General features: G+C 56.4%; 13 protein-coding genes. 4 read left to right on the top strand and 9 right to left on the bottom strand.

Annotated elements, in window-relative coordinates; genetic code table 11:
* Positions 1-191: 191 nt before the first annotated feature.
* A complete protein-coding gene (locus NB063_RS30500) occupies positions 192-1,439 on the bottom strand; it encodes a DUF1559 domain-containing protein (protein WP_250933327.1) in 1,248 nt (415 codons plus the stop codon).
* A gap of 515 nt (positions 1,440-1,954) precedes the next feature.
* On the opposite strand from NB063_RS30500, the gene surE reads away from it, so the two are divergent.
* Positions 1,955-2,716, top strand: coding sequence for a 5'/3'-nucleotidase SurE (gene surE, locus NB063_RS30505; RefSeq protein WP_250933329.1), 762 nt, complete (start codon positions 1,955-1,957; stop codon positions 2,714-2,716).
* Positions 2,717-2,971: 255 nt separating this feature from the next.
* Here the strand turns inward: surE and NB063_RS30510 are convergent, their stop codons facing one another.
* Positions 2,972-4,741 carry a glycoside hydrolase family protein gene (locus NB063_RS30510; protein ID WP_250933331.1) on the bottom strand — a complete coding sequence of 590 codons (1,770 nt, stop codon included), beginning with the start codon at positions 4,739-4,741 and terminating at the stop codon, positions 2,972-2,974.
* A gap of 282 nt (positions 4,742-5,023) precedes the next feature.
* Here NB063_RS30510 and NB063_RS30515 point away from each other — a divergent pair, with 282 nt between their 5' ends.
* Entirely contained in the window at positions 5,024-6,016 is a 993-nt protein-coding gene (locus NB063_RS30515; protein WP_250933333.1) for a phosphoribosylaminoimidazolesuccinocarboxamide synthase, read from the top strand.
* A gap of 27 nt (positions 6,017-6,043) precedes the next feature.
* On the opposite strand, the gene NB063_RS30520 is transcribed toward NB063_RS30515, so the two are convergent.
* From NB063_RS30520 to NB063_RS30535, 4 genes are read right to left on the bottom strand one after another with little or no spacing between them, the layout of a single operon-like run.
* Positions 6,044-7,246 (bottom strand): efflux RND transporter periplasmic adaptor subunit, encoded by a 1,203-nt coding sequence (locus NB063_RS30520; protein ID WP_250933335.1) that lies wholly within the window; start codon positions 7,244-7,246, stop codon positions 6,044-6,046.
* A gap of 24 nt (positions 7,247-7,270) precedes the next feature.
* On the bottom strand, positions 7,271-9,634 hold the full coding sequence (locus NB063_RS30525; protein ID WP_250933337.1) for an ABC transporter permease: 2,364 nt from the start codon (positions 9,632-9,634) through the stop codon (positions 7,271-7,273).
* Positions 9,635-9,692: 58 nt separating this feature from the next.
* Positions 9,693-10,412 carry an ABC transporter ATP-binding protein gene (locus tag NB063_RS30530; protein WP_250933339.1) on the bottom strand — a complete coding sequence of 240 codons (720 nt, stop codon included), beginning with the start codon at positions 10,410-10,412 and terminating at the stop codon, positions 9,693-9,695.
* Positions 10,413-12,734 (bottom strand): hypothetical protein, encoded by a 2,322-nt coding sequence (locus tag NB063_RS30535; RefSeq protein ID WP_250933342.1) that lies wholly within the window; start codon positions 12,732-12,734, stop codon positions 10,413-10,415.
* Between the two features lie 148 nt (positions 12,735-12,882).
* Here NB063_RS30535 and NB063_RS30540 point away from each other — a divergent pair, with 148 nt between their 5' ends.
* On the top strand, positions 12,883-13,716 hold the full coding sequence (locus tag NB063_RS30540) for a hypothetical protein (protein WP_250933344.1): 834 nt from the start codon (positions 12,883-12,885) through the stop codon (positions 13,714-13,716).
* 314 nt (positions 13,717-14,030) lie between these two features.
* Complete coding sequence (locus tag NB063_RS30545; protein WP_250933346.1) at positions 14,031-17,753, top strand: galactose-binding domain-containing protein; 3,723 nt, start codon at positions 14,031-14,033, stop codon at positions 17,751-17,753.
* A gap of 32 nt (positions 17,754-17,785) precedes the next feature.
* Here the strand turns inward: NB063_RS30545 and rlmN are convergent, their stop codons facing one another.
* The 3 genes from rlmN to NB063_RS30560 form a co-directional block, all read right to left on the bottom strand.
* Positions 17,786-18,916 carry a 23S rRNA (adenine(2503)-C(2))-methyltransferase RlmN gene (gene rlmN / locus NB063_RS30550; protein ID WP_250933348.1) on the bottom strand — a complete coding sequence of 377 codons (1,131 nt, stop codon included), beginning with the start codon at positions 18,914-18,916 and terminating at the stop codon, positions 17,786-17,788.
* A gap of 169 nt (positions 18,917-19,085) precedes the next feature.
* Positions 19,086-20,483, bottom strand: a complete 1,398-nt coding sequence (locus tag NB063_RS30555; RefSeq protein WP_250933350.1) for a sulfatase-like hydrolase/transferase — start codon at positions 20,481-20,483, stop codon at positions 19,086-19,088.
* Positions 20,484-20,746: 263 nt separating this feature from the next.
* Positions 20,747-20,962: hypothetical protein (locus NB063_RS30560; RefSeq protein WP_250933353.1), on the bottom strand; the 216-nt coding region annotated here is incomplete at its 5' end.

Raw genomic sequence — 20,962 nt, forward strand, 5'->3', positions numbered from 1 at the left:
CGTCTCATGTCGCGATAGCGATAACGGGTGCCGTTCCCCGGTGGTTCATTCGCCCGCGCGCCGGTGTTTCCTGTCGTCGCATTGCGACTTGCAACACTTGGTTCTCGCAAACCAAGCCAACAAAAAACGCCGTGGTCGCTCTCGCAGACCACGGCGTCTAGTACTCTAAGAATCCAATAAGCAGACACTTATCAGAATTCCGAATCGATCACTTCTTTCGAAGCCTTCGTTCCGAGCTTACCCCAAAGACCATAAGGGCTTTGACGTCCAGGGGCGAGTCCGACGTCGGCATTGTGAATACGTGCGACCATAGCACTGGTCTGCGTACCTGCCTCGATCGAATCGGTTATGAACTTGACGGCACCGTCGCCCATCAGGACATGGCAACCACCTTGGTGGCGGCTTCCGGGAGGCATCAGGCCGTATGCCTTGTCAGCAGTTGCCGTGGCGACAATTGCCGAGCCATTATACATCCCCTCGGTCATCACACACGCAGCGGTGTTTGGAGGACTGATTGTCATCATTCCGGTGTAGACAGGGTTTCCATCTGCCCAACGGTAGCCACGCCCAATACTGCCGGTGTTGATCAAGGTAACACCGCTGGTCGCCCAAAACTGCGGACGTGTTGCGTTGACGAAGGTTGCCCCACCGCATACCGACGGATTGAGAACAAAAGTCGCTGTGGTACCTGCAGAGCGTGGGTTGGTTCGAATATCACGGTCACCAAGGTCCGTCACAATTTCACCCATGATGATGGTGTTTGCCAGGCCATCGAGGATGTCACGGAACTTTGCGGTTTGGCGAGGAACGAATGCACCGCGGCTGTTTGCACGAGACATTTGTCCGGAGTTCGAGTCCTTCTTGTTGAGAGTCGACGTGGTTGGCCCATCGGTAGATGAGACAATGCTGTCGCCGAGGCAGACGGCGTAGTTGGTACGGCCGGCGGAAGGCAAATCAGTGCCCGGATCGCTTGGGCAACGCAAGAAGGGAAGTTCTTCGTTCCAAGGACCGTAGTTAGTATTGCCAGTTCCGTTGTCTGGGGTTGGTCCCATCGCAACATACACCCCAAGCGTACCGTCTTTATTAGGAGCGTTCGGGTTGCTGATTTGCTCCCACAGTGCCTGAGCTTCAACGAAAGGAAGCACTCCGACCAACGCACTCAGCTCTTCACAGTTGCCGTTTACGTTTGGAAGGTCCCAAGTGGCAACGAGACCGCGTCCGGTGCCACTCTTCTGAGTTGGCAATTGGTCATAGGCGGAGTGATAGTTGTGTACGCCAAGACCTAATTGTTTGAAGTTGTTGCTGCAACTCATCCGCCGGGCGGCTTCACGAGCCGCTTGAACCGCGGGGAGTAATAGCCCGACCAAGACCCCGATGATCGCAATCACGACCAGCAGTTCAACAAGGGTAAAACCCAACCGAGCTTGAGATGTTTTCATTCTTTTATTTCTTCCGTGGAGAAGGACCAATGGTGCTCGCACCAAAAGAGTGCGACGCGTCTGATAAGTATTAAACACCGCACTTATATTTTGGGCTCAATAAGTTTTGAAAATTTGCGCAAATATTTTTAAGTTTGCCAAACCGATTACTTCCAAACCAATCCCTCTCTCACGCGTGTACACCCTCGATGTGGGGAAGGCAGACCAAAAGCCCAGGCAGGCAGTCGTCATGGCAGGCATTCGATGCCGGGTTAGTGGGCAAAGACGCATTGCCCTATAACCGCCCAAGGTTTTTTTAATACAGAAGAAAACAAGACGCTGGCCTTCCACCGCCGCCCCGCCAGCCGGACCTCCGAATGCGGCACGGCATACCACCTACTTGGCGGATGACTTAACCTGACCACTTACAAACAGCGTCCTATAACCCAACGGCCTTGAGCCCTGACCATTCAAAGCCAAAGCCAAAACCTCACTCACCGATCACGCCCCAGATATCAAAACACAGACTTACCACAATGCGCATACTATTAACCAACGACGATGGGGTTTATGCACCAGGCCTGGCGGCTTTGGGGCACCAACTACGGCACCTCGGCGAAGTCATCGTCGTCGCGCCGGCCACTGAACAAAGTGGTGTCGGACATTCGATCACCTACCTGACGCCTTTAGTCCCCAAGTCGATTCACCGTGACGGACGCCATTGGGCGTGGGCGGTCGAAGGGTCCCCGGCAGACTGTGTAAAGCTCGCGCTCGCGGAACTGTTTGTCGACAACCCGATCGATCTCGTCGTCAGCGGCATTAACAGTGGACTCAATGCGGGCATCAACGTGCTCTATTCCGGAACCGTCGCCGCCGCGATCGAAGGTGCTTTCTTCGGTGTGACCAGCGTCGCGGTTTCTCTCGAGCATGACGAAGACGCGGACTTCGACGCCGCTGCCGTCATCGCACGTAACGTGATCGGACAATTGATCCGCCACCCCGAATCACAAGGCGGACTGTTTAACCTCAACGTGCCGACGGCAGCGACCAAAACAACGAGCGAACTCAAAGTCGTCCCGATGGGCCTCGCCCAATACGGACGGCGATACGAAAAGCGGCAAGACCCAGGCGGACGAGATTATTACTGGGCTCTCTGGACGGAACCCGAAAGGGCTCCCGCCGAACTGACCGACCTGACGCAGCTACGCGAAGGCCACATCACCCTCACCCCGCTGCACTTCAACCTCACCCGCCACGATCTGCACGACCAGATGCAGGAGTGGAAAATCCGCAGCTAGAGCATTTTCAAAATTGACATGGGATGTAGGGCCGGTTTTTACCGGCCAAATTGCGGACATCCGGTGGGAAGTGAGCCTAGGTCGTTTACCAAAATGCTCTACGAATCCTCGTACGGGAGCCCGGAGCTGTCGCAGCCATCGCGATCGCAACAAAGAATCGAAGCCAACTTGCGCAGCCTCATTCTCATCGTCCCCAATTCAGCGTCCCCAAATTTGCCAACCCGACTTACCGCTTGCTCTCCGGCGGCAAGCCACCTACATCAACATTTCTTCGCGGAGCTTGGTGAGGTACGAGAGTACCGGACGCGGTCGCCCGCTGGCGTCGATCACTCCCGTGTGAGGCATCACATGCGGGGCTTGATCTGAAGCACCGTCCCATACCACCGCGTGGACGATCTGCTTGGCGAGCAACGTTTCGATCAGCGGCTGGGCGAACTCTTGTTGCTGCCGGGCCCATGCGTCAGCTCGCCCGTCGGTCTCCGGTGACAACGATACGGGGAAGGTTTTCAATCGGGCTGCCGGATCAAGCCCGGGATCCCCGGGGATCGACAGCTGGACCAACAGAGGCGCGTTAAGCGTCCCCCAACGGTCAATCAACTGAGCGAATTCGAGAGCAGAACGCGGATGGGTTTCGCCATGGTCATATCCGAATCGGAAATTCAGACCGATCCCCGCTAGCCCCAACCCACTCCTCAATAGTGCATCGGCAAAGTGAATCGGGGAGATGCCGTCGGCATGTCGGGCGAGGTATTCGCCACACGGTTGTTCGATCGACATGATCACCGGCGTCGTCGGGTCACAGCGCCGGATCGTTTGCAACACGCCGATGGAAAATCTCATTACTTGTTCATCGTCGAGCCGCATCGGACCGCTGACGTTCAATCCCGACGCCGCATTCCAAAGATGCACCTGGCCGCGAAACCGGTTCACCGTGGCTTCGACAAAGTTGGTCATCGAAGTCAACAGCCGCTCGAAATCGTTATCCATCAACGTGAGCCATTCGGGCAACAGTCCCTCTCGATGATCGATCACCGGCCCACCGATCACGCGCAATCCGACGCTCGCACATTCGTCGAGCACCTTGCTGACGGGGCCGAAATCCGGTGTCCCGGATGCGGTCTCGATATCGCCCCAACTGATCCGTACCGCCGCGGCGTTGAACGCATGGATGATATCGCTGTCGATCACACTGCCGGGTTCATCCACACCGACCAACGCGTCATTGAGCATTGCAGTGGAACCTGACTTTGCCGCCGGAGTTCCTGGCGTGGCGGTGTGGTTTGTTCTCGACGCCCCCACGCTCTGACGCGACGCACAGCACTCCGGCGAAATGCCCACTGCCATCATCGTGCTTAGCCGCGGCTCACGAGAGCGGCGAAATGCCATCGATTGGGTTGAAAACAGCTCGCCCAATTCCGCCGCCGCTTGTTCCAGAATCGTGATCGCCCGGATGGCCGATTGAGCGGACTCGATGTCGGCTTGTGGGTTGCTCTCGACTAAGTCGGCGGCGCCCGATTTCGCCGCCTCTTTGGCAGCAGCGACCGCAGCCGCAGGCTGAAGGGCATCAAGAAAATGCCGCGTGCCTTCGATGAGGAGGGCGTCAAAATGTTCGTTCAGCGACAACCCTCCACGCTGCCACGTGTCGGCTTGCGTCCTCACCCGATAACAGCTTCCGCGGGCAAGCTCGATGATCAATCGATGCGGCGTGTCGAGACAACGCAGCGAGCACGTCGTTAGGACTCGGTACCCAATCCCATCAATCGGGCACGTGATCAAAAGTTTCGCCGACGTAGCAACATTCCGAGTCAGCGTCAGTCGTCCGCCGGCGTGATCGCCCGACTGAAAGTCAGCGGGCAGGTCCTCCGGTGTCGAGACCGGCCCCGACGCGGACGGGTCGGTGGGGTGAAACATGTTGCGTGTTTGCCAGGGAACGCCCTCGATTCCGCACAGATAGGCGTCTTTCCAGCGACAGTTATGAAAAAACTCCGCAGCCGCATCGGAAACATGAAAGTGCATTTGACCCATGGCTGTCAAATTTCTCTGTACCGGTTGCGGGAATCGAAATGGATATACATCGGGACGCTAAGGACCGAGCAGAAACGAAACGACGTCGTCGATATCGCCAAAAAACCTCCGGGCGAACGGCAATTGGCGAATCCCAATAGCAATCTGGATAGTAAAGTTCCGCTCAACCCGAAGTCGCTATCGTTGCCTCTATCCTAGTCGGTTCGACGCGTCGCTGCGAGACGGGCCGATTCTCCTGATCTGTTCAAACTCGATCGCCTGTGCCAAATTTGGGAAATGAACATGCACCCCCATTCCACGCCCGGCTCATCTCCATCCGAAACAGCCTCGTCTGAGTCAACCTCCGAGGTGTTTCGCTTTGATGACACCGGCGCTCTGTTAGAAACCCATTTGCCGTTCCCACGCCGTCAGGGAAAGGTCCGTGACGTCTACGATCTCGGTGACACGCTGCTGATCGTCAGCACGGACCGGATCAGCGCATTTGACTACATCCTGCCGTCTGGGATTCCCGGTAAGGGCGAGTTGCTGACCTCGATGAGCCGTTTTTGGTTCGATGCGATCGACTCTGGCCAAATCGGCGGTCGACTCAAAGAGGCCGGAATCCCGCTCGCTCACCACTTGCTGAGTGCCGAGGTCCCCGCCGTCGTCGCCGAATCCGTCGACCCCGGACCACTCGTCGGCCGGATCATGGTCACTCAAAAAGCCGAAGTGGTTCCGTTCGAATGCGTCGTCCGCGGTTACCTCGAAGGGAGCGGCTGGCGGGCCTACCAAGACAGCGGCGAGATCTGCGGGGTGAAATTGCCGGCGGGACTGCGTCAATGCGAGCGGCTGGAATCTCCTATCTTCACGCCAGCGACGAAAGCTGAAGAAGGTCACGACGAAAACGTCCCGATCGATGTCATGATCGACCAACTCGGTGCCGAGACGGCTGAACAACTCCGTCGGATGAGTCTGACGATCTACGAAGATGCCGCCGAGATCGCCGCCCGCCGCGGAGTCTTGATCGCAGACACCAAATTCGAGTTCGGCTGGCACGACGGACGATTGATCTTGATCGACGAAGTCCTCACGCCAGACAGTTCGCGATTTTGGGCGGCCGATGAATACACCCCCGGCCAATCCCAACGATCCTTCGACAAACAATTCGTCCGAGAATGGTTGCAAGCATCCGACTGGGATCGCAATAGCCCGCCACCACCGCTGCCGCAAGAAATCGTCCAAAAAACGACCGAGCGGTATCGTGAAGGTGCTCAGCGATTGCGTGGCGAATGGTGAGCTGACGTTGGCGGATCGCGGGCGAGTTTAACGCCGTGCTTCCACCTTGACCCGCGTTCCCGGTTTCAGCTCGTCACTCGGGTATTCGATCACACGAGCGCCCTCGGCAAGGCCGGTGACGATTTGCGTTTCCTCTTCGTTTTGCAATCCGATCTGCACCGGCTTCAAAACCGCTTCCCCGCCGACGACTTCCAACACGTGCCACTTACGGTCGTGGCGAAACAGAGCGCTGTTCGGTACCAACAACGCGTCTTCAATCTCGTTGACCGTGATCCGAGCCTCCACGCGATAACCATCACCCAGCGACGCGATCCGCTCGGGAGGTTCATTAAAGTCTGCGATCACGTTGACCCGTTGTTCTTCCACACCGAGCGACGAAACCTTCGTGAAGGCCCCGGGCTCGACCACCCGCACGTTCGCTTTCAACGGCGTGCCGCCTCCCCAATGTTCGATCGTCAACTCCGCGCCGCTTTGAATCCGTACCGCGTCGGTCGATAACACATCGATCTCGATCTCCAAATTCGACGGGTCACCGAGTTCAACCAGAGGCGTGCCGACGCCGACCACGGTGGAACTCTCCTGCATCACTCGCAACACACGACCGGCAATCGGTGAAAAGATCTCGAACGGCTGCACCGACAATTCATCATCAGCCGAAAACTGATCCAGCGCGGCTTTCGCCATTTTCAACTCGAATTTCGCAATCTCAGCATCGAATTCAGCAGTCTCGATCTCTTGGTTGGCCAACAACCGCTCCGCTTTTGCGATGTCGTACTCTTCCCGCGAGGCGGCACGATTGGCCGAAAGCTTCTGAGCTCGAATGAACTTCGTCTCGCTCAAATCAGCGTTAATTCGTGCTTGCTCGACTCGCGAATTCGCCCTCATCAGTGCCGCTTCGGCACCTTGGACTTGAGCCTGTGCCTCCGCCATCGCACGCTTGTCAAGGATCGCCGGATCGCTCGGCAAGATCACCGCCAGCAACGTCTGTTCCGTGAGGTAATCACCGGGATTGAGCTCAATCCGAGACAGTCGCCCCGACACCGGCGCCGAGACCGTGTACTTTTCACGAATACGTGACTTGCCGTCTTCCTGAACGGTTTCACGCAGCCCACCTTTTCGCACCGTGGCAGCCTGTACCCCGACCGGTTTCGGATTCAGCGATAACACCACCACGATTGCCAATGCAATCGCCAAGGTGCCCCACAGCAATGTCTTCAACGAAAATCTCATCGACTATTCCTGTAGTCCATCAATCTATTCCCTCGTTTTCAACACGCCGATCAAGTCCAGCTCGGTCACTCGCCGCTGCACCACCCACGCCGACATCACCGTCGCCGCGATCACAACCAGCGATGCCAACACAAACGTTCCCCGCGCGATCACCAACGGGATGCGATAGTTATCCGTATCAAGTCCTGCGGTCACGGCACCAGCCAAAACGTATCCGATTAACCACCCGAGCGGGATCGCGGCGATCGTGAATGCCGCGATCTCGCCGAGCAACACGATGGAAACTTCGCCGTTGGTGAAACCCACCACACGCATCGTCGCCAGATCACGGCTCCGCTCGGACAACGAAATGCGAGCCGTATTGTAAACGACGCCGATCGCGATCACGCCCGCAAAGACGATGATGAACGACCGCATCACCATCAGATTCTCAGCGACTGTTTTTTCAAAACTCTTCATCGCCGCATCTTTGATCGAAACGCTTCCCACACCCGGCCTCCGTTCGAGTTCGGCAAAGACCGTATCGATCCGATTCGGGTCAACCTTCAAAAACGCCCCCGACGCGACTTTGGATTCCAACAACGCTTCATGTAAGCGATTCTTGTTCATGTACGCATTAATGCCCGAATACTCTTCCACCAGGGCAGCCACCTTCATCGTCAAGGTTGGACGTTTGTCTTCGAGAACCTCGACGATGACAAGATCACCAATCCGCACTCCAAGAAGCTTCGCCAGTTTGGTATTCAGCATGATGCCGAAATCGGGGACACGCACCGGATTCTCGTCCGCGTCGAGCAAGCGAAACAGTTTGGCATCCGGTTCGACGCCCATCACACCGACGCGACGTGATCGGTTTTGAAACCGGATCCGCGTCGGAACACTCCGAATCGTTTCACTCGCCAACACACCGTCGAGGTTCTGGACTTCGTACATCACCGATTCCGTCGCCGGTTCGACAAACGTGACGCTGAGGTCTTGCCGTTGAGCGAGCCGAAACTGGAAATACATCATGTAGTTCATCGCATCGAGCGAAAAGTTGCCCAGAATCATCACGGCGACGGCCATTGAAATCCCGAGCACCGAAAACGACGCCTTCACCGGCCGACGTGTGATGTTGCGAACCACCATCCGTACCTCGGGCGAGAGCGTCTTACGAGGCAAGAGTCGCTCGATCAGCGACGGTTGGTAACTCGGTGGCGGTTCCGGACGCATCGCTTCGGCGGGAGGCAAGAGGACCGCCGATCGCACCGCAAAAAAGGTCCCCACCACGCTTGCGACTGTCGTCATCAGGAACGCGATCGCGACCGCAAACCAGTCAGGCGTGAAGTCGAGCGACGGGAATTTGTAAAACGCGGCGTAGGCGCCCACCATCGAATCCCCGAGCACAAACCCGACCAAAATCCCCACAACCGTCCCGATCATCGTGATGACGAGCACGAGATTGAAATAATGGGCACCGATCTCGAAGTTGGAATAGCCAAACGCTTTGAGCGCCGCGATCTGCTCGCGTTGCTGCGTGATGATTCGCGAAATGGCAATGTTCAGCAGGAAGGCGGCCACCCCCAAAAAGATCGCCGGCGCCAACACCGCCATCCCGCGGAGCTGGGTCAACTCGTCGCTGAGATACTGGTGTGAGATCTGTTCGTCACGCGTGTAAGCCCCCACGCTGCCAAAGGGTTTGAGCAACCGGTCGAGCACTTCGACCGTCTCTTCGACTTGGTTGCCGTAGGCCAATCGCAGGCTGGCACTGTTGAACGCGCCGGCCATATCAAATGCCGCCTCCAAGTCGTTTTCGCTCACCCAAAAGATGCCAAAACGTTTGTCGTCGGGCAAAATGCTGCCGGGCTGGACCTGGATCACATACTCCGGCGACAGAGCGATGCCGACGATCGACAACTCTTGGATTTTGCCATTAATGATCGCTCGCACATGATCCCCGGGAACAAATCCGTGTGCGTCCGCGAAGACTTCCGACACGACCACTTCGCCGGTTCGCAACGGATCAAGCATCCTGCCGCGAGCGATATAAACTTGGTTCAATCGACTTTGGCCCGAGTCAGGAATACTGATCAACCGCGCCGTCGCCGGCTCGGACATCCCTGGTACATCCAACAACACGTCATAAACCAAACGTGTGTCGACAGCGGCGACGCCAGTGATCTCTTTCAATCGCGGTATGATCGCGTTGGGACTGCGACCGGTCGACGAAAACACGTCAGCAAACAAGTATTCGCTATAAAACCTTGCTCTCGCAGCTTCGAGCGACTTGTAGGCACACATCGACATCACAAACGTCGCCACGCCCGCCGCGATCACCAACCCGATCGCTGCGGCTTGGCCACGCAAGTGAACGAGGTCTCGAAGAAGTTTGCGGTCGAGCTTGAGCATTAGACGCAGACGGTATCGCCCATTGCCGAAACCGGTATCACCGCGTCATACGTGTTCCCTACCATTGCAATTCACTCGCATTCACTTTGGAAACGTTCATCTCAACCGATGCGATTTGACCATCGGACAACGCGATCACGCGATCGGCCATCTGTGCGATCGACGCGTTGTGCGTGATCACTGCCGTCGTGGTCCCCAGTTCGCGATTGATACGAGCGATCGCTTCGAGCACCACGATGCCGGTGTGGACGTCGAGTGCGCCGGTCGGTTCGTCACACAACAGAACTTGCGGGTTTTTGGCGATCGCCCGAGCAATCGCCACCCGCTGCTGCTCACCACCGGACAGTTGGGCGGGAAAGTGATTCGCCCGCTCACGCAGCCCCACGATCTCTAATGCATCCATCGCATCGATCGGCGAGACCGCGATCTCGGTAATTAGCTCAATGTTCTCCCGCGCTGTCAGACTCGGTATCAAATTGTAAAACTGAAACACGAAACCAACATGATCGCGGCGGTATCGCGTGAGCTCTCTGTCATCACTCGCCGTTAAGTCGGTGTCGAGATAAAAGACTTGCCCGGACGTTGGCGTATCAAGTCCGCCTAAGATATTCAACAACGTCGATTTACCGCTGCCCGACGCACCGAGCAACACCACAAACTCGCTCTCGACAAGTTCCAAGTTCACCCCGCGCAGCGCTCGAACTTCGACCTCACCCATTTGATACGTTTTGGTCAGGTCAACGGTACGAAAGACAGTCGTCTTGGTCGCGGAACTCATTCAATTCCCGAAGGGATCACCACTGGAAGGATTTTCGCTCGCCGGCGGCGTGGACGGTTTGAGCGGTGACTTGTCGTCAACGGGCTCGATCATTGGTGAAAACGTTTGATCGATGTTATCCACATTCGGTACAAACGCTCTCAGCGGTGAAAGCTCCTTCGGTAAATCGCGGGGCATACCGAGGGCACCGAGCAAGTCTCGTCGAGTTGTAGCCAAGGTGAGCATTTGTTGTTCGGCTTGCTCGCGGCGAGTCTCGAGTTCGAGGATGCGTGTTTGATAGCGAGCCAGCACTTCTTTGGGCAACGTGATCGGGCTGGTCGATCTTGTAAACTGATTACTGACCCGCTCGATCTCCGAAATCAATTCTTTGCGCATCGCGAGTAGGTCGCCCAGCACACGGTTGGTATCGTCGAGTTTTCGTCGCTGCGACAGGACTTCGCTCAGCCGCTTCTTGAGTGCGTCGTCCCAATATTCTTCGGCGAGCCAGTTTTCGAGCTGCGTCAGCGAAACCGTGCCCCACTGACTGACATCGGTGCTGCTGCGCTGCTCAACGGTTTCCTGTGTTCTCGATTTCCCGTCCGCGATGTTGAATCGGATCCGATGGAATTCGTCCGCTTTTTCAACCGTTACCTCGTCGTCCTGAGGCACCTGAATCTCATAGGGCGATAACGGCAATGGAATCTCCAACACAACATCACGATCTTCGCCCGATCGGTTGAGCACTTCATACTTTCGCACACGTCGATGCAACGTAACGACCTCAATTCGATGGCGTTTCTCGTCAATCGTCATCGACTGCGGTTCGGCGCTGATGGCAATTCTCGATGGTGTCACACGCACTCCGCCATCCATCGCATAACCGACCAACCGTTTCGTTTGCGGCCCCAGTGCCGGCAGCACGACTTCACCGAGGATCGCCCTTTGTCGCTCTCCCGCCATCACACTGAGCGGCCCCGCCGGTAGCAAGGCCGACGTTTCATTCTCAACTTCCAAACACAACAACGTCGCGGTCGGATGATAGGACTCGCGATAAACCGATACCTCCTCGATGGTGACGGGGGCGATCTCGGTATCAAGCAAGGCGGTTTTGCCGTCCAATAAATCAACTGCGTCAAATTGCAATTGCAACGTGCTGCCCGCTGGCGCCGATGGCGTCTCGTCGAACAACTGATTAAACGACGCGAACGCATCTTCGCCCGCCGATTCGGATGGGTCATTCCGTGATTGAATCGCGCCGATGGCGCCGCCACCACCGCCCATTCCGCCTCCCCCCATGCCGCCCATCGCGCCACCGCCAAACGGCTCGCCCATGAATAGATCCACGCCATCCCATTCCGATCCGTCAGACATTCCGCTTTGCGCAGACGATTGCATGTCACCGAGCGATTCACCAAACGAGGGTGCGATTCCGGCGTGACTCGAAGGACGTTTCAATTTTTCCAAGCGGGCCCGTGATACCGATCGAAGATCCATCGTGAACAAGACAGGATTTCCGTCGAGCAGGTGCAATTGGACACCCTCCCAATCGATCCCAGACGTATTGTCGACGATGCTCCTGTGAATCAAATGGTCACCTTCGACCCGGTAACTGACCTTCCACATTGGCACCGATCGCATCACCCCCACCGTGACCTCGCGTGACGGTCCCGAAGCGAAAACGAACTCAACGTCTTGGCGAGGCAATTCAACCGGATTGCCTGACTCGGCGAGCGTCGCGTTCAATCGTTCATTAAATGCCGCATCGGTTGGACGAATCGTGGCGATTTCCTCCACTAACTCAGTCTGCAACCCAAGCTCGGTCAGCACGGTGATGTATTCACGATCCACGCTCACCTCACCGACCAAATCAGCGTGCTGCTCGACCGAAACCAAAACGCCTTCGAGTTCCATGCCGGCATGCATTTTCGCTTTGATCGGTTGTCCCTTCATCGACATCAACAGATCGCCGAACGTCCTCGTACTCGGACTGATCTCGAGTGGTTGGACGGGATCCGCTGGCGATGCGATTCGGATCTCACCCCCACCGGCAGGATCGATCAATCGGGACACTCGAATCGCTTCATCGAGTTCAAACTCACCGACGGGAATACGGAACACCCCTGCCCCATCCACCGTGCCGGTGTACTCAAACCAACCTTTCCCAGCGGCGTGCAATGTCACCGACGTGAGCTTGAGTTCGACGGACTCGGGCGTCTCGCTGCCAGCACGAACCTTCCCGGTTTCTTCGCCGCACAGAGTCAGCGGTAATGCCAACACGATCAGCAGCATGAATGGCCAACAGCGGAAAAGTATCATCGGGAATACCAAAGGAATTCGAAGCATGAGCGAAGAAGGCGAAGCCAAACATTCATTGTAGTCCCTGGGCTGCGACCGTTGGGATTCGCCCCTCACTCCCGTCGTCCCAAGCGACGACCGGCTACAATAAAAGCCATTCATTCTCCCGCATGATTTCAGCAAGACGGAATCGCCCATGAAGTTTCCATGCACTTCGGTTCGCTGCGCATCGCTCGCGTGTGTGGTCTGGATCAGCCTAATGGCGGGCCTCGCCGCTGTCGGCGAGGAAAATTCCGATCACACCTCTAACGTCAATTTCCCGCTTTTGAATCCAATCGTTGAGTCTTGGCCCGTCGATCCGGCTATGAGCCGCGATCAGGAACGCGAGATTTGGGTCAAGCTCTTTCGGTCCTACCATCCGCGACAATCGGAGATCCCGCTGAATCGTTGGGTCGCGGAGGTCACGCACCAGTGCCCGATGGAAATCGACCGCGTCGCGTTTGAAACAATCGGACTCACGGAAGACACGCCGATTACGTTCCCGCCGCACGCCCCGCCACGTCCCCTGGTCGTCCACGCGATGCGGATGTTGCAAACACTCGAGTCCGTCATCGAGATTCGCAATGGCGCCGTTCTGATCACGACTGCGGAACGAGCCGCCGAATCACTCGCGGTGCGGATCTACGATGTCACTGAAATCGTTCACCTAGGCGATGAAACATCGTCCCGTTTGGCGACCGAGCGTTTGATCAAAACGATCGAATACACGATCGATCCTGAATCCTGGGAATCGCTCGGTGGGACGGGAATAATACTTAGCCAACGCGCACATCAAAAACATTTATTGTGCATCGCGGCGCCGACGCAAATTCACTGGAAAGCTCAGATTTTGCTCGATCAATTGCATTCGATCGGCAACGGATCGCAGGGCACCGACATCGGCAATCGTCACTCGCATCGACGTGGTGGGAGTTCGCTCTATAGCTCGCGACTGCCCAAGATGAACGAATTGCCACGGTTTCAACCGTGATCGATTCGGCAATCATCAAACGTCGCGTTCAATAAAGGCACAAACATCATACTTTTGGCTTCCCCAAGCCACCGACCGGTATCGACTTCGTGCAAGTTGCAAAACGCGACAGAACGGGGTACACCCATTCAGTGATGCGAAGTAGCGACACATTAAGTTTCGAAAGAAATGTGAAATGGCGATGTTTCAGGACCAATGCTGGGTGGTGAATTTTCTGGCCCCTTGGGTAAGATGACGAAACGACATCCATCGGCAAGCGAGGCCGTGTCGTTCCCGCCACTCGCCTCTCCGGCCCACACACCAAGACGATGCTCATGCGATCGCTCCGCAGTTTCGCTTCCTGCGTATTTGTGTCCTTCTGTCTACTACAGACACTCTCGGCGACGATCCTTTCTTTCGATGCGTCACGAAGGACCAGCGCCAATGGTCCGCTCACACGGACCAAAAACGCCAGTGCCACGTATTATGTTGACGCCTCCATAGGCAGCGATACCAACATCGGGACATCGATAGAGCGGCCGTTGGCAACCATCGGTGCGGCCGCGAACGTCGCCCGCGCCGGCGATTCAGTTCTCATCCGGGCGGGCATGTATCGTGAGACCGTGACGGTGCCGCGTTCGGGCACCGCCGAGTCGCCGATCCGTTTTCAAGCCTACCAAGACGAGCAGGTCATCCTCAGCGGCTGCGACCCGGTCACGAACTGGAAACGACTGGGCAACAGCGACATCTGGGAAGCCACCGTACCACCAAGCCCTTGGCCGGATGGGCGTGGCGAAACATTGTTTGTCGGAGGACTCCTGCGTTTTTCCGCACGCGAAAAAGGGGAGCACGATCCGCTGGATCTCAACCGTTGGGGACAAATTGAAAAGGGGCAACTGACGCGAGAGTCATTTGTCGCCCACGATCTGACAGGCCGTGGTGATGACTTTTTTAACGGTGCCACCGTGAATTTTCACGTTAACGACTGGACGATCGAACGCCGCCAAATCGCCGACTACGATTCCGCAACCGGACGCGTCACGTTTGACCGGCCGACCGGTCCGATTTCGCAAAAACAGCGACTGGGCTACTACATCGACTCCTCGGCCAAGCTGCTCGACGCACCTCGAGAATGGTTTCACAAAGGACACCGAATCTTTTACCGCACCGCGTCGGGCGAAGACGTCAACGATTTCGATATCGAGGTTCGCCGCCGGGCATTCGCTTTCGATCTACGCGACCGCAGCCACATCATCCTCTCCGGCTTGACCTTCCGTGGCGCGAGCATCCAAACCAACGAACAATCAAACTGGAACCGATACGCTGGCAATCGCTTCTACGCGTACGACAAAGACAACGTCGGAAGGTTCATTCTCGGCGGCAGTCACAACACGTTCCGCGACAACGAAGTGTCCCAGACATGGGGAAGCGCACTAACGGTTGGGCACACCAACAATCAAATCATCAACAACTACTTTCACGACATCGGTTACACCGGTACCGCACGGGTGGTGTCGATGAGTGGCGAACGTCACCTGGTCAGCCACAACACGGTCTCGAAATTTGCCCGCAGTTTTCTCGACGGTTTTCCCAACGACAGTGAGTTCGCGTACAACCTGTTCAAGGACGGCGGACGCCTCACATGGGATACCGGTGTCTTTGACGGAGATGCGGGTCGCGGGAACGGTGGTCGATGCATTATCCACCACAACGTGTTTCGCAGTTCCGAACGCAAAGGCATCTTCGCGGCCTTTTATTCAGGCACCGACCTCGTCATTCACCACAACATCATTTATGACGTCGGCCCCAACACGGTCCGACACGGATACCCCAACTTCCTTAAATACTATCACAACACCTTCATCGGTCCTGCGCCGCAGATGCATACCGATGTTGCCGATACCGCCGTTCAAACGAACATCAACAACAACTTGATGGTCGCCACCGATCGCTGCTTTTCGTTGGGAGTCGACTGCCGTGGCAACCATGCATACACGCCCTCAGATTTCATCAGCTTTGACACATTCGATTTCCGTCTCACGCCAGGATCGCCGGCGATCGATTGCGGAGTCGTCTTGCCAGGGATTAACGACAACTACACCGGCGCCGCTCCCGACGCGGGCGCACTCGAATTAGGCGAGACGATGTGGAAGGTGGGTCATGATTTCCGCAACCCACCCACGCCGAAATTCCAATGGAAACACTTGCCTGGCACCAACCTGTTCGCCAACGGCCAATTCCAGTTCAAACCCCAAATGGTCGCCGCCGAATCACGACAGGAACTGACGGCCCGTCACAGCACACCTGATCAAACCGTTACCAACGGGATCAACAGCGAGGAGTGGTTGACCGAGGGATCCCCCACTTACATCGACGGGAACGCCTGGAACCAATTCAACATCGGCGTCGCTCGCTTTGGTAACCACGCAATGAGATTGCTTCCGGGCGACTCGATGCGGCGTACTTTTACCAACCTCAAGCCGAATACGTCGTACGTCGTTGCCGCCAACGTCAAACTGACCGACCGCCGGATCGAATGCAGCGTACCGGATGAACACCACGGAACGCTGAATCGGGGAACGCACCGAGGCGTGAAATATGTGGACGGAATATCGCCCGGGGGATGGATTTGTTTCGACGACGTCGACTTCGGCGTCGCCGGAAAGTACGACCAAATGGAACTTGTCTTTTCACGTCCACCACGTGAACCAGTCGAGACCGAGACGCTGATCGAAATCCGCGAAAACAACGCCAATGGCAAACGACTGGGTATATTCAACGCGCAAGCAAATGTCCACGACAGTTGGTATTCAGCGATCGCCGATATCACACCACTCGAAGGCAAGCATCGAATTTGCTTGGTACCAGTCAGCGACAACGCCACAACGCTTCGGTTTGCTAATGTGCGTTTGCGTTGTTCGGACATCGCCCCAGACCATCGGTTCACCATGGCTGCTCGTTCCTTTGGCCGATCGGATGTCAAAACGACCATCGGCGCAGCAGATTGGTTACCGAATTACGAATCGCTTACATTCACAACCGGCCCCACCGCGACCAGTTTTGAACTGCTGCTTCAAAATCGTGGTTGTTACGACGCCTATCTGGATCGGTTGGCCGTTTATCAACACAGCCCTCGCAAGCAACTTGCCGATGATACCGAGATACAGAACGAACTTGTTGACGGTGACCTCGTCGCCAGCGACGGCGAAATCCGCAGCGGTATCGGTCTGGATGGAAATCAGTGGTGGCAAGTTTCATTCCCCCAAACCGTCACGATCGGCCGCATCGAATTGTCAGGGCGAGACCGATTTTCGTTCAAAGGAAAACGTCATATCCGCGTGACCATTTGGGATCGCGGACGCTACCAGCAAGGCAAACTGCTGTGGTCGAAAACATGGAAGGCCGACAACGATTTCTGGAAGTCCGGCGTCTTTATTTTGACCGGCAACGAAATTTCGGAGAACCAAAGCACACGCTTGGCGAGCGTGCCCGCACTGCTCGTTCGTGTGGAAACGGTCGGATTCGAATCGCCTACTGTCAAGACACTGGGGCTAACGAATGCCAGAATCTTCGCCGACTCCACCCACCCCTCCAATCAGAACGTCGCCCACCGAGGCAAAGCAAGTCAATCGAGCGATCATTATGTCGTCGACGGCAAAGCGGACTTGGCAATCAACGGCGACATCTTTGCAGCGGCACAATTCACTTCCACCCAATTTTCAAAAACCCCGTGGTGGCAGGTGGAGCTGGATACATCGCCCACGATTGACCAGATTCGAATCTTCAACCGTACCGATGCTGCTGAACGAATCGGATCGTTCCGCGTTTCGGTATGGGATCGACATCCCGATGAGGGCGGCCACGAGCTGTGGGCACGCAACTACTTCTTTAGCCGTGGTGACATTCCGCCAGGAGGTTCGCTGACGATTCACGGGCGAGACAGCGACGGCAACCGGCGACTCGATTCCGTAAAAAAGGCAAGGGTCATCCGCGTGCAAAAGACGGACAACGGCATGTTATCGCTCGTCGAAGTCCAGGTCTGGGCCAAAGACCGATAGCCAGTCTAACGACGAAAGTTCCGCTTCGTCCGTTAGGGTGTACTCGCATCCGTTTTTTTGCCAATGCTGCCTCGGTTGCGCCGCAACTGACCGCAGGCGGCGTCGATCTCGTCGCCTTTCTTTTGACGAAACATCACGTTGATTCCTGAAACCTCGAGGATTTGACGGAATCGCGCGATCGAGTCTTTTCGTGGTGTTCGATACGGCAAACCTTCCACCGGGTTGTATGGGATGACGTTCATCATCACCGATCGACCACGCAGAACTCGCACCAGCTCGTGGGCACATGATTCCGAATCGTTCACACCGCCCAACAAAACGTACTCAAACGTGAGCCGTCGCCCCGAACTTGTGAAATAGCGATCCGCAGCCGCGAGCACCGGCTCGATTCCGATTTTCTTGTTCACCGGAACGAGTCGACTGCGGAGTTCATCGTTGGGGGCATGCAAACTCACGGCGAGGTTGTAGGGAATCCCCGTCGCAGCGAGCTTGTCAATCGCGGGCGGCAACCCGACCGTGCTGATCGTGATCCGCCGAGGGCTGATGCCGAGGCCTTCGGGATTGCGTGCGACGTCCAACGCGCCGAGCACGCCAGGAAGATTCGCCAGCGGTTCGCCCATGCCCATCATCACGATATGACTGAGACGTTCTTCTGCGGGCAGCCGGTGTTGCAACCGCAGCATTTGTTCAAGAATCTCACCGCGGGTCAGGTTGCGATCGACGCCGTCGAGCCCGCTGGCGCAGAACACACACCCCATCGCGCACCCGACCTGGCTACTCACGCAGATACTCCGCCGATCACCGTCACGCAACAACACGCACTCAACTTCACCGCCATCGGCTAGGCGAACGAGAATCTTTTCAGTGCCATCACGCGATGTCGAAACGTGAGCTTCGGAAGCTTGAAACACATCGAATGACTCCGCTAACTCGCCCCGCAATTTTGCGGGCAGATCTGACATCATCTCGAAAGCCGTCGCTCGACCGGAATACAGCCAGCGACGGATCTGCTTGCCGCGAAACGCCGGATAGCCGCGATCGGATAGCCACGTCCCCAGTACATCGTCGGTGACGTTGAGCAGGTGCTGCTTCCGAGGACGGGAAGCCGCTTCGTCGTCCGGGTGAGCGGAGTTGGTCTCTGGCAAAACGGGGAGCGAGGTCATGGCGAGGACGCGTGGGAGGACACTTGGCGAAATGGGAACGCATTACGATACGCGGTGCCAAGCGGATGCACCAGTCAAAATGCTGCTCCCCTCGCCTGTTCACGGCTCGTACCGCCCCACTATCTCAAAAACACCGTATCTGCGGACAACGTGGGCTTCGTCAGTCCTGCTACTTTGCCGCTTTGGGAGCTGGCTTCTTGGCCGCCGGTGGTGACCACTCGGCCGGTTTCGGATTGTCCACGGTCAGTGGTGCGGTGTCGCCAAAGTATTCCATTTCCGCCTCGAGTTTCGCCGTCATCTCCGCCATCTTTGTCGCGTATTCGGGCTCGCCGGCCAGATCGTTCAATTCCAAAGGGTCTTTACTGAGATCAAACAGTTGAGTGCGATCGATTAAGGGGTATCGGATCAATTTCCAACGATCGTCACGCACCGACCGCTGACATTTGCGATAGGCGGTGTAGAGCGTGTCGCGAACTTGGGTCTGCTCGCCATGAAGAATCGGAACGATGCTCTTGCCTTCCACTCCGCTGGGCAACGCCGCGCCGGCCAATTCCACGAACGTGGGAAACAGATCCATCAGGTAAAGCAACGAGTCGTTGATTCCTGGGGAGATCCCAGGCCCCGCCACCACGAGGGGAACGTGCATGCCGCCAAACTCGTAGAGGTTTTGTTTCCCGAATAATCCGTGATCGCCGAGCGACAATCCATTGTCGCCGCTGAAGATCACGATCGTGTTTTCCCACTCACCGCTGGCTTTGAGTTTGTCAAAGATGCGTCCGACATGATGGTCCAACCCGGTGATGCACGCGTAGTATTCCGCGTTCTGGCGTTTGGTGTCTTCGGGGGTACGCGGCCAAGGGGCTAGCCTTTCATCCCGCACCGTCATTTCGCCGTTATTAAACGGATGCAGTGGTAAGAACGCGGGTGACAGCTTGATCTCGTCCGAGTGATATAGCTCGTGAAATTCCGGTTCGGCGGTGCGAGGATCGTGTGGAACGGGCGGAGCAAGATAAGCATAAAACGGTCTCGTCTCATTTCTCCCTTCGCGGGTTTCTAAGAACTCAATCGTGCGAGTGGCGAGTCGTTCGGGACAGTGAGCGCGATCGTCTTTCGGGGTTTTGCCGCGAGCGTCATCGACGACATTGATTTCAAACTCTCGCGTCCCTTTCTGAAATCCGTTTCCTGTTTTGCCCATATGAAACGTCTGATACCCAGCTGCACCAAGAACACGAGGCAAAAAAGTTGCCGGGTCCGATGCGTTGGTGGCTGCGTCACTGCCGCCGGGAATCCGCAGCCACGAGCGACCGGTCAGCAACATCGCACGACTCGGTTCGCACACCGCACCCACCATCGATCCCATCGTGTAACAGTTTGTGAACACCATCCCTCGACGGGCGATCTCATCGAGATTCGGCGTCACGAGCTGGCGATTACCGAGCGATTGCAGACCGTCGGGACGATGATCATCTGTGTGGATGTGCAGAATATTTGGTTGCGAATCAGCCGCCTGGACGACGCCCAAGAGCGACGGGAGACAGAGCAACAGTACGAAAATGAATCGTTTCATGAGGATTAACAAGTGATCGTGTTTTAGAATGGCACCAACCTATTCGCCAATCATACCCCACCACGTCGCCGTAGTACTTTATCAGCATTGAAAATCGGGGTGAGACCGAAAGGCTCGAGCCGTTCCGCTACGCTTTTTGGCGGTAGGATGCGAACTCTCAGGTTCAGGCAAGTCCCAAGTTCAGTTTAGACGAAGCAGTAGTGGAACGTGTCCTCCGCCGTGTGATTAGCGATCGATAGGCAAACGCACCAACGAAAGGAACTCTACAGGCAGACGCGTTGATTACCTTCCCCCACGTCCGCAAAACGATAAACAGACCAAGCAGCGACTTCATCACTACGAAATCCAAGGTCGACGAATCGTTCCGCATCGAATTCCTTTGGTTCGTTCGTTGGCCGAAAGTCTGAGCGTTCCCATCCCATATTGCTAAGCAGGTATGCTGGAACCATCTGGCGAAATTGCCGCGAACTGTAGGCCGG

Origin of the sequence: Aporhodopirellula aestuarii, from assembly GCF_023701485.1 — a bacterium.
GTDB lineage: Bacteria > Planctomycetota > Planctomycetia > Pirellulales > Pirellulaceae > Rhodopirellula > Rhodopirellula aestuarii.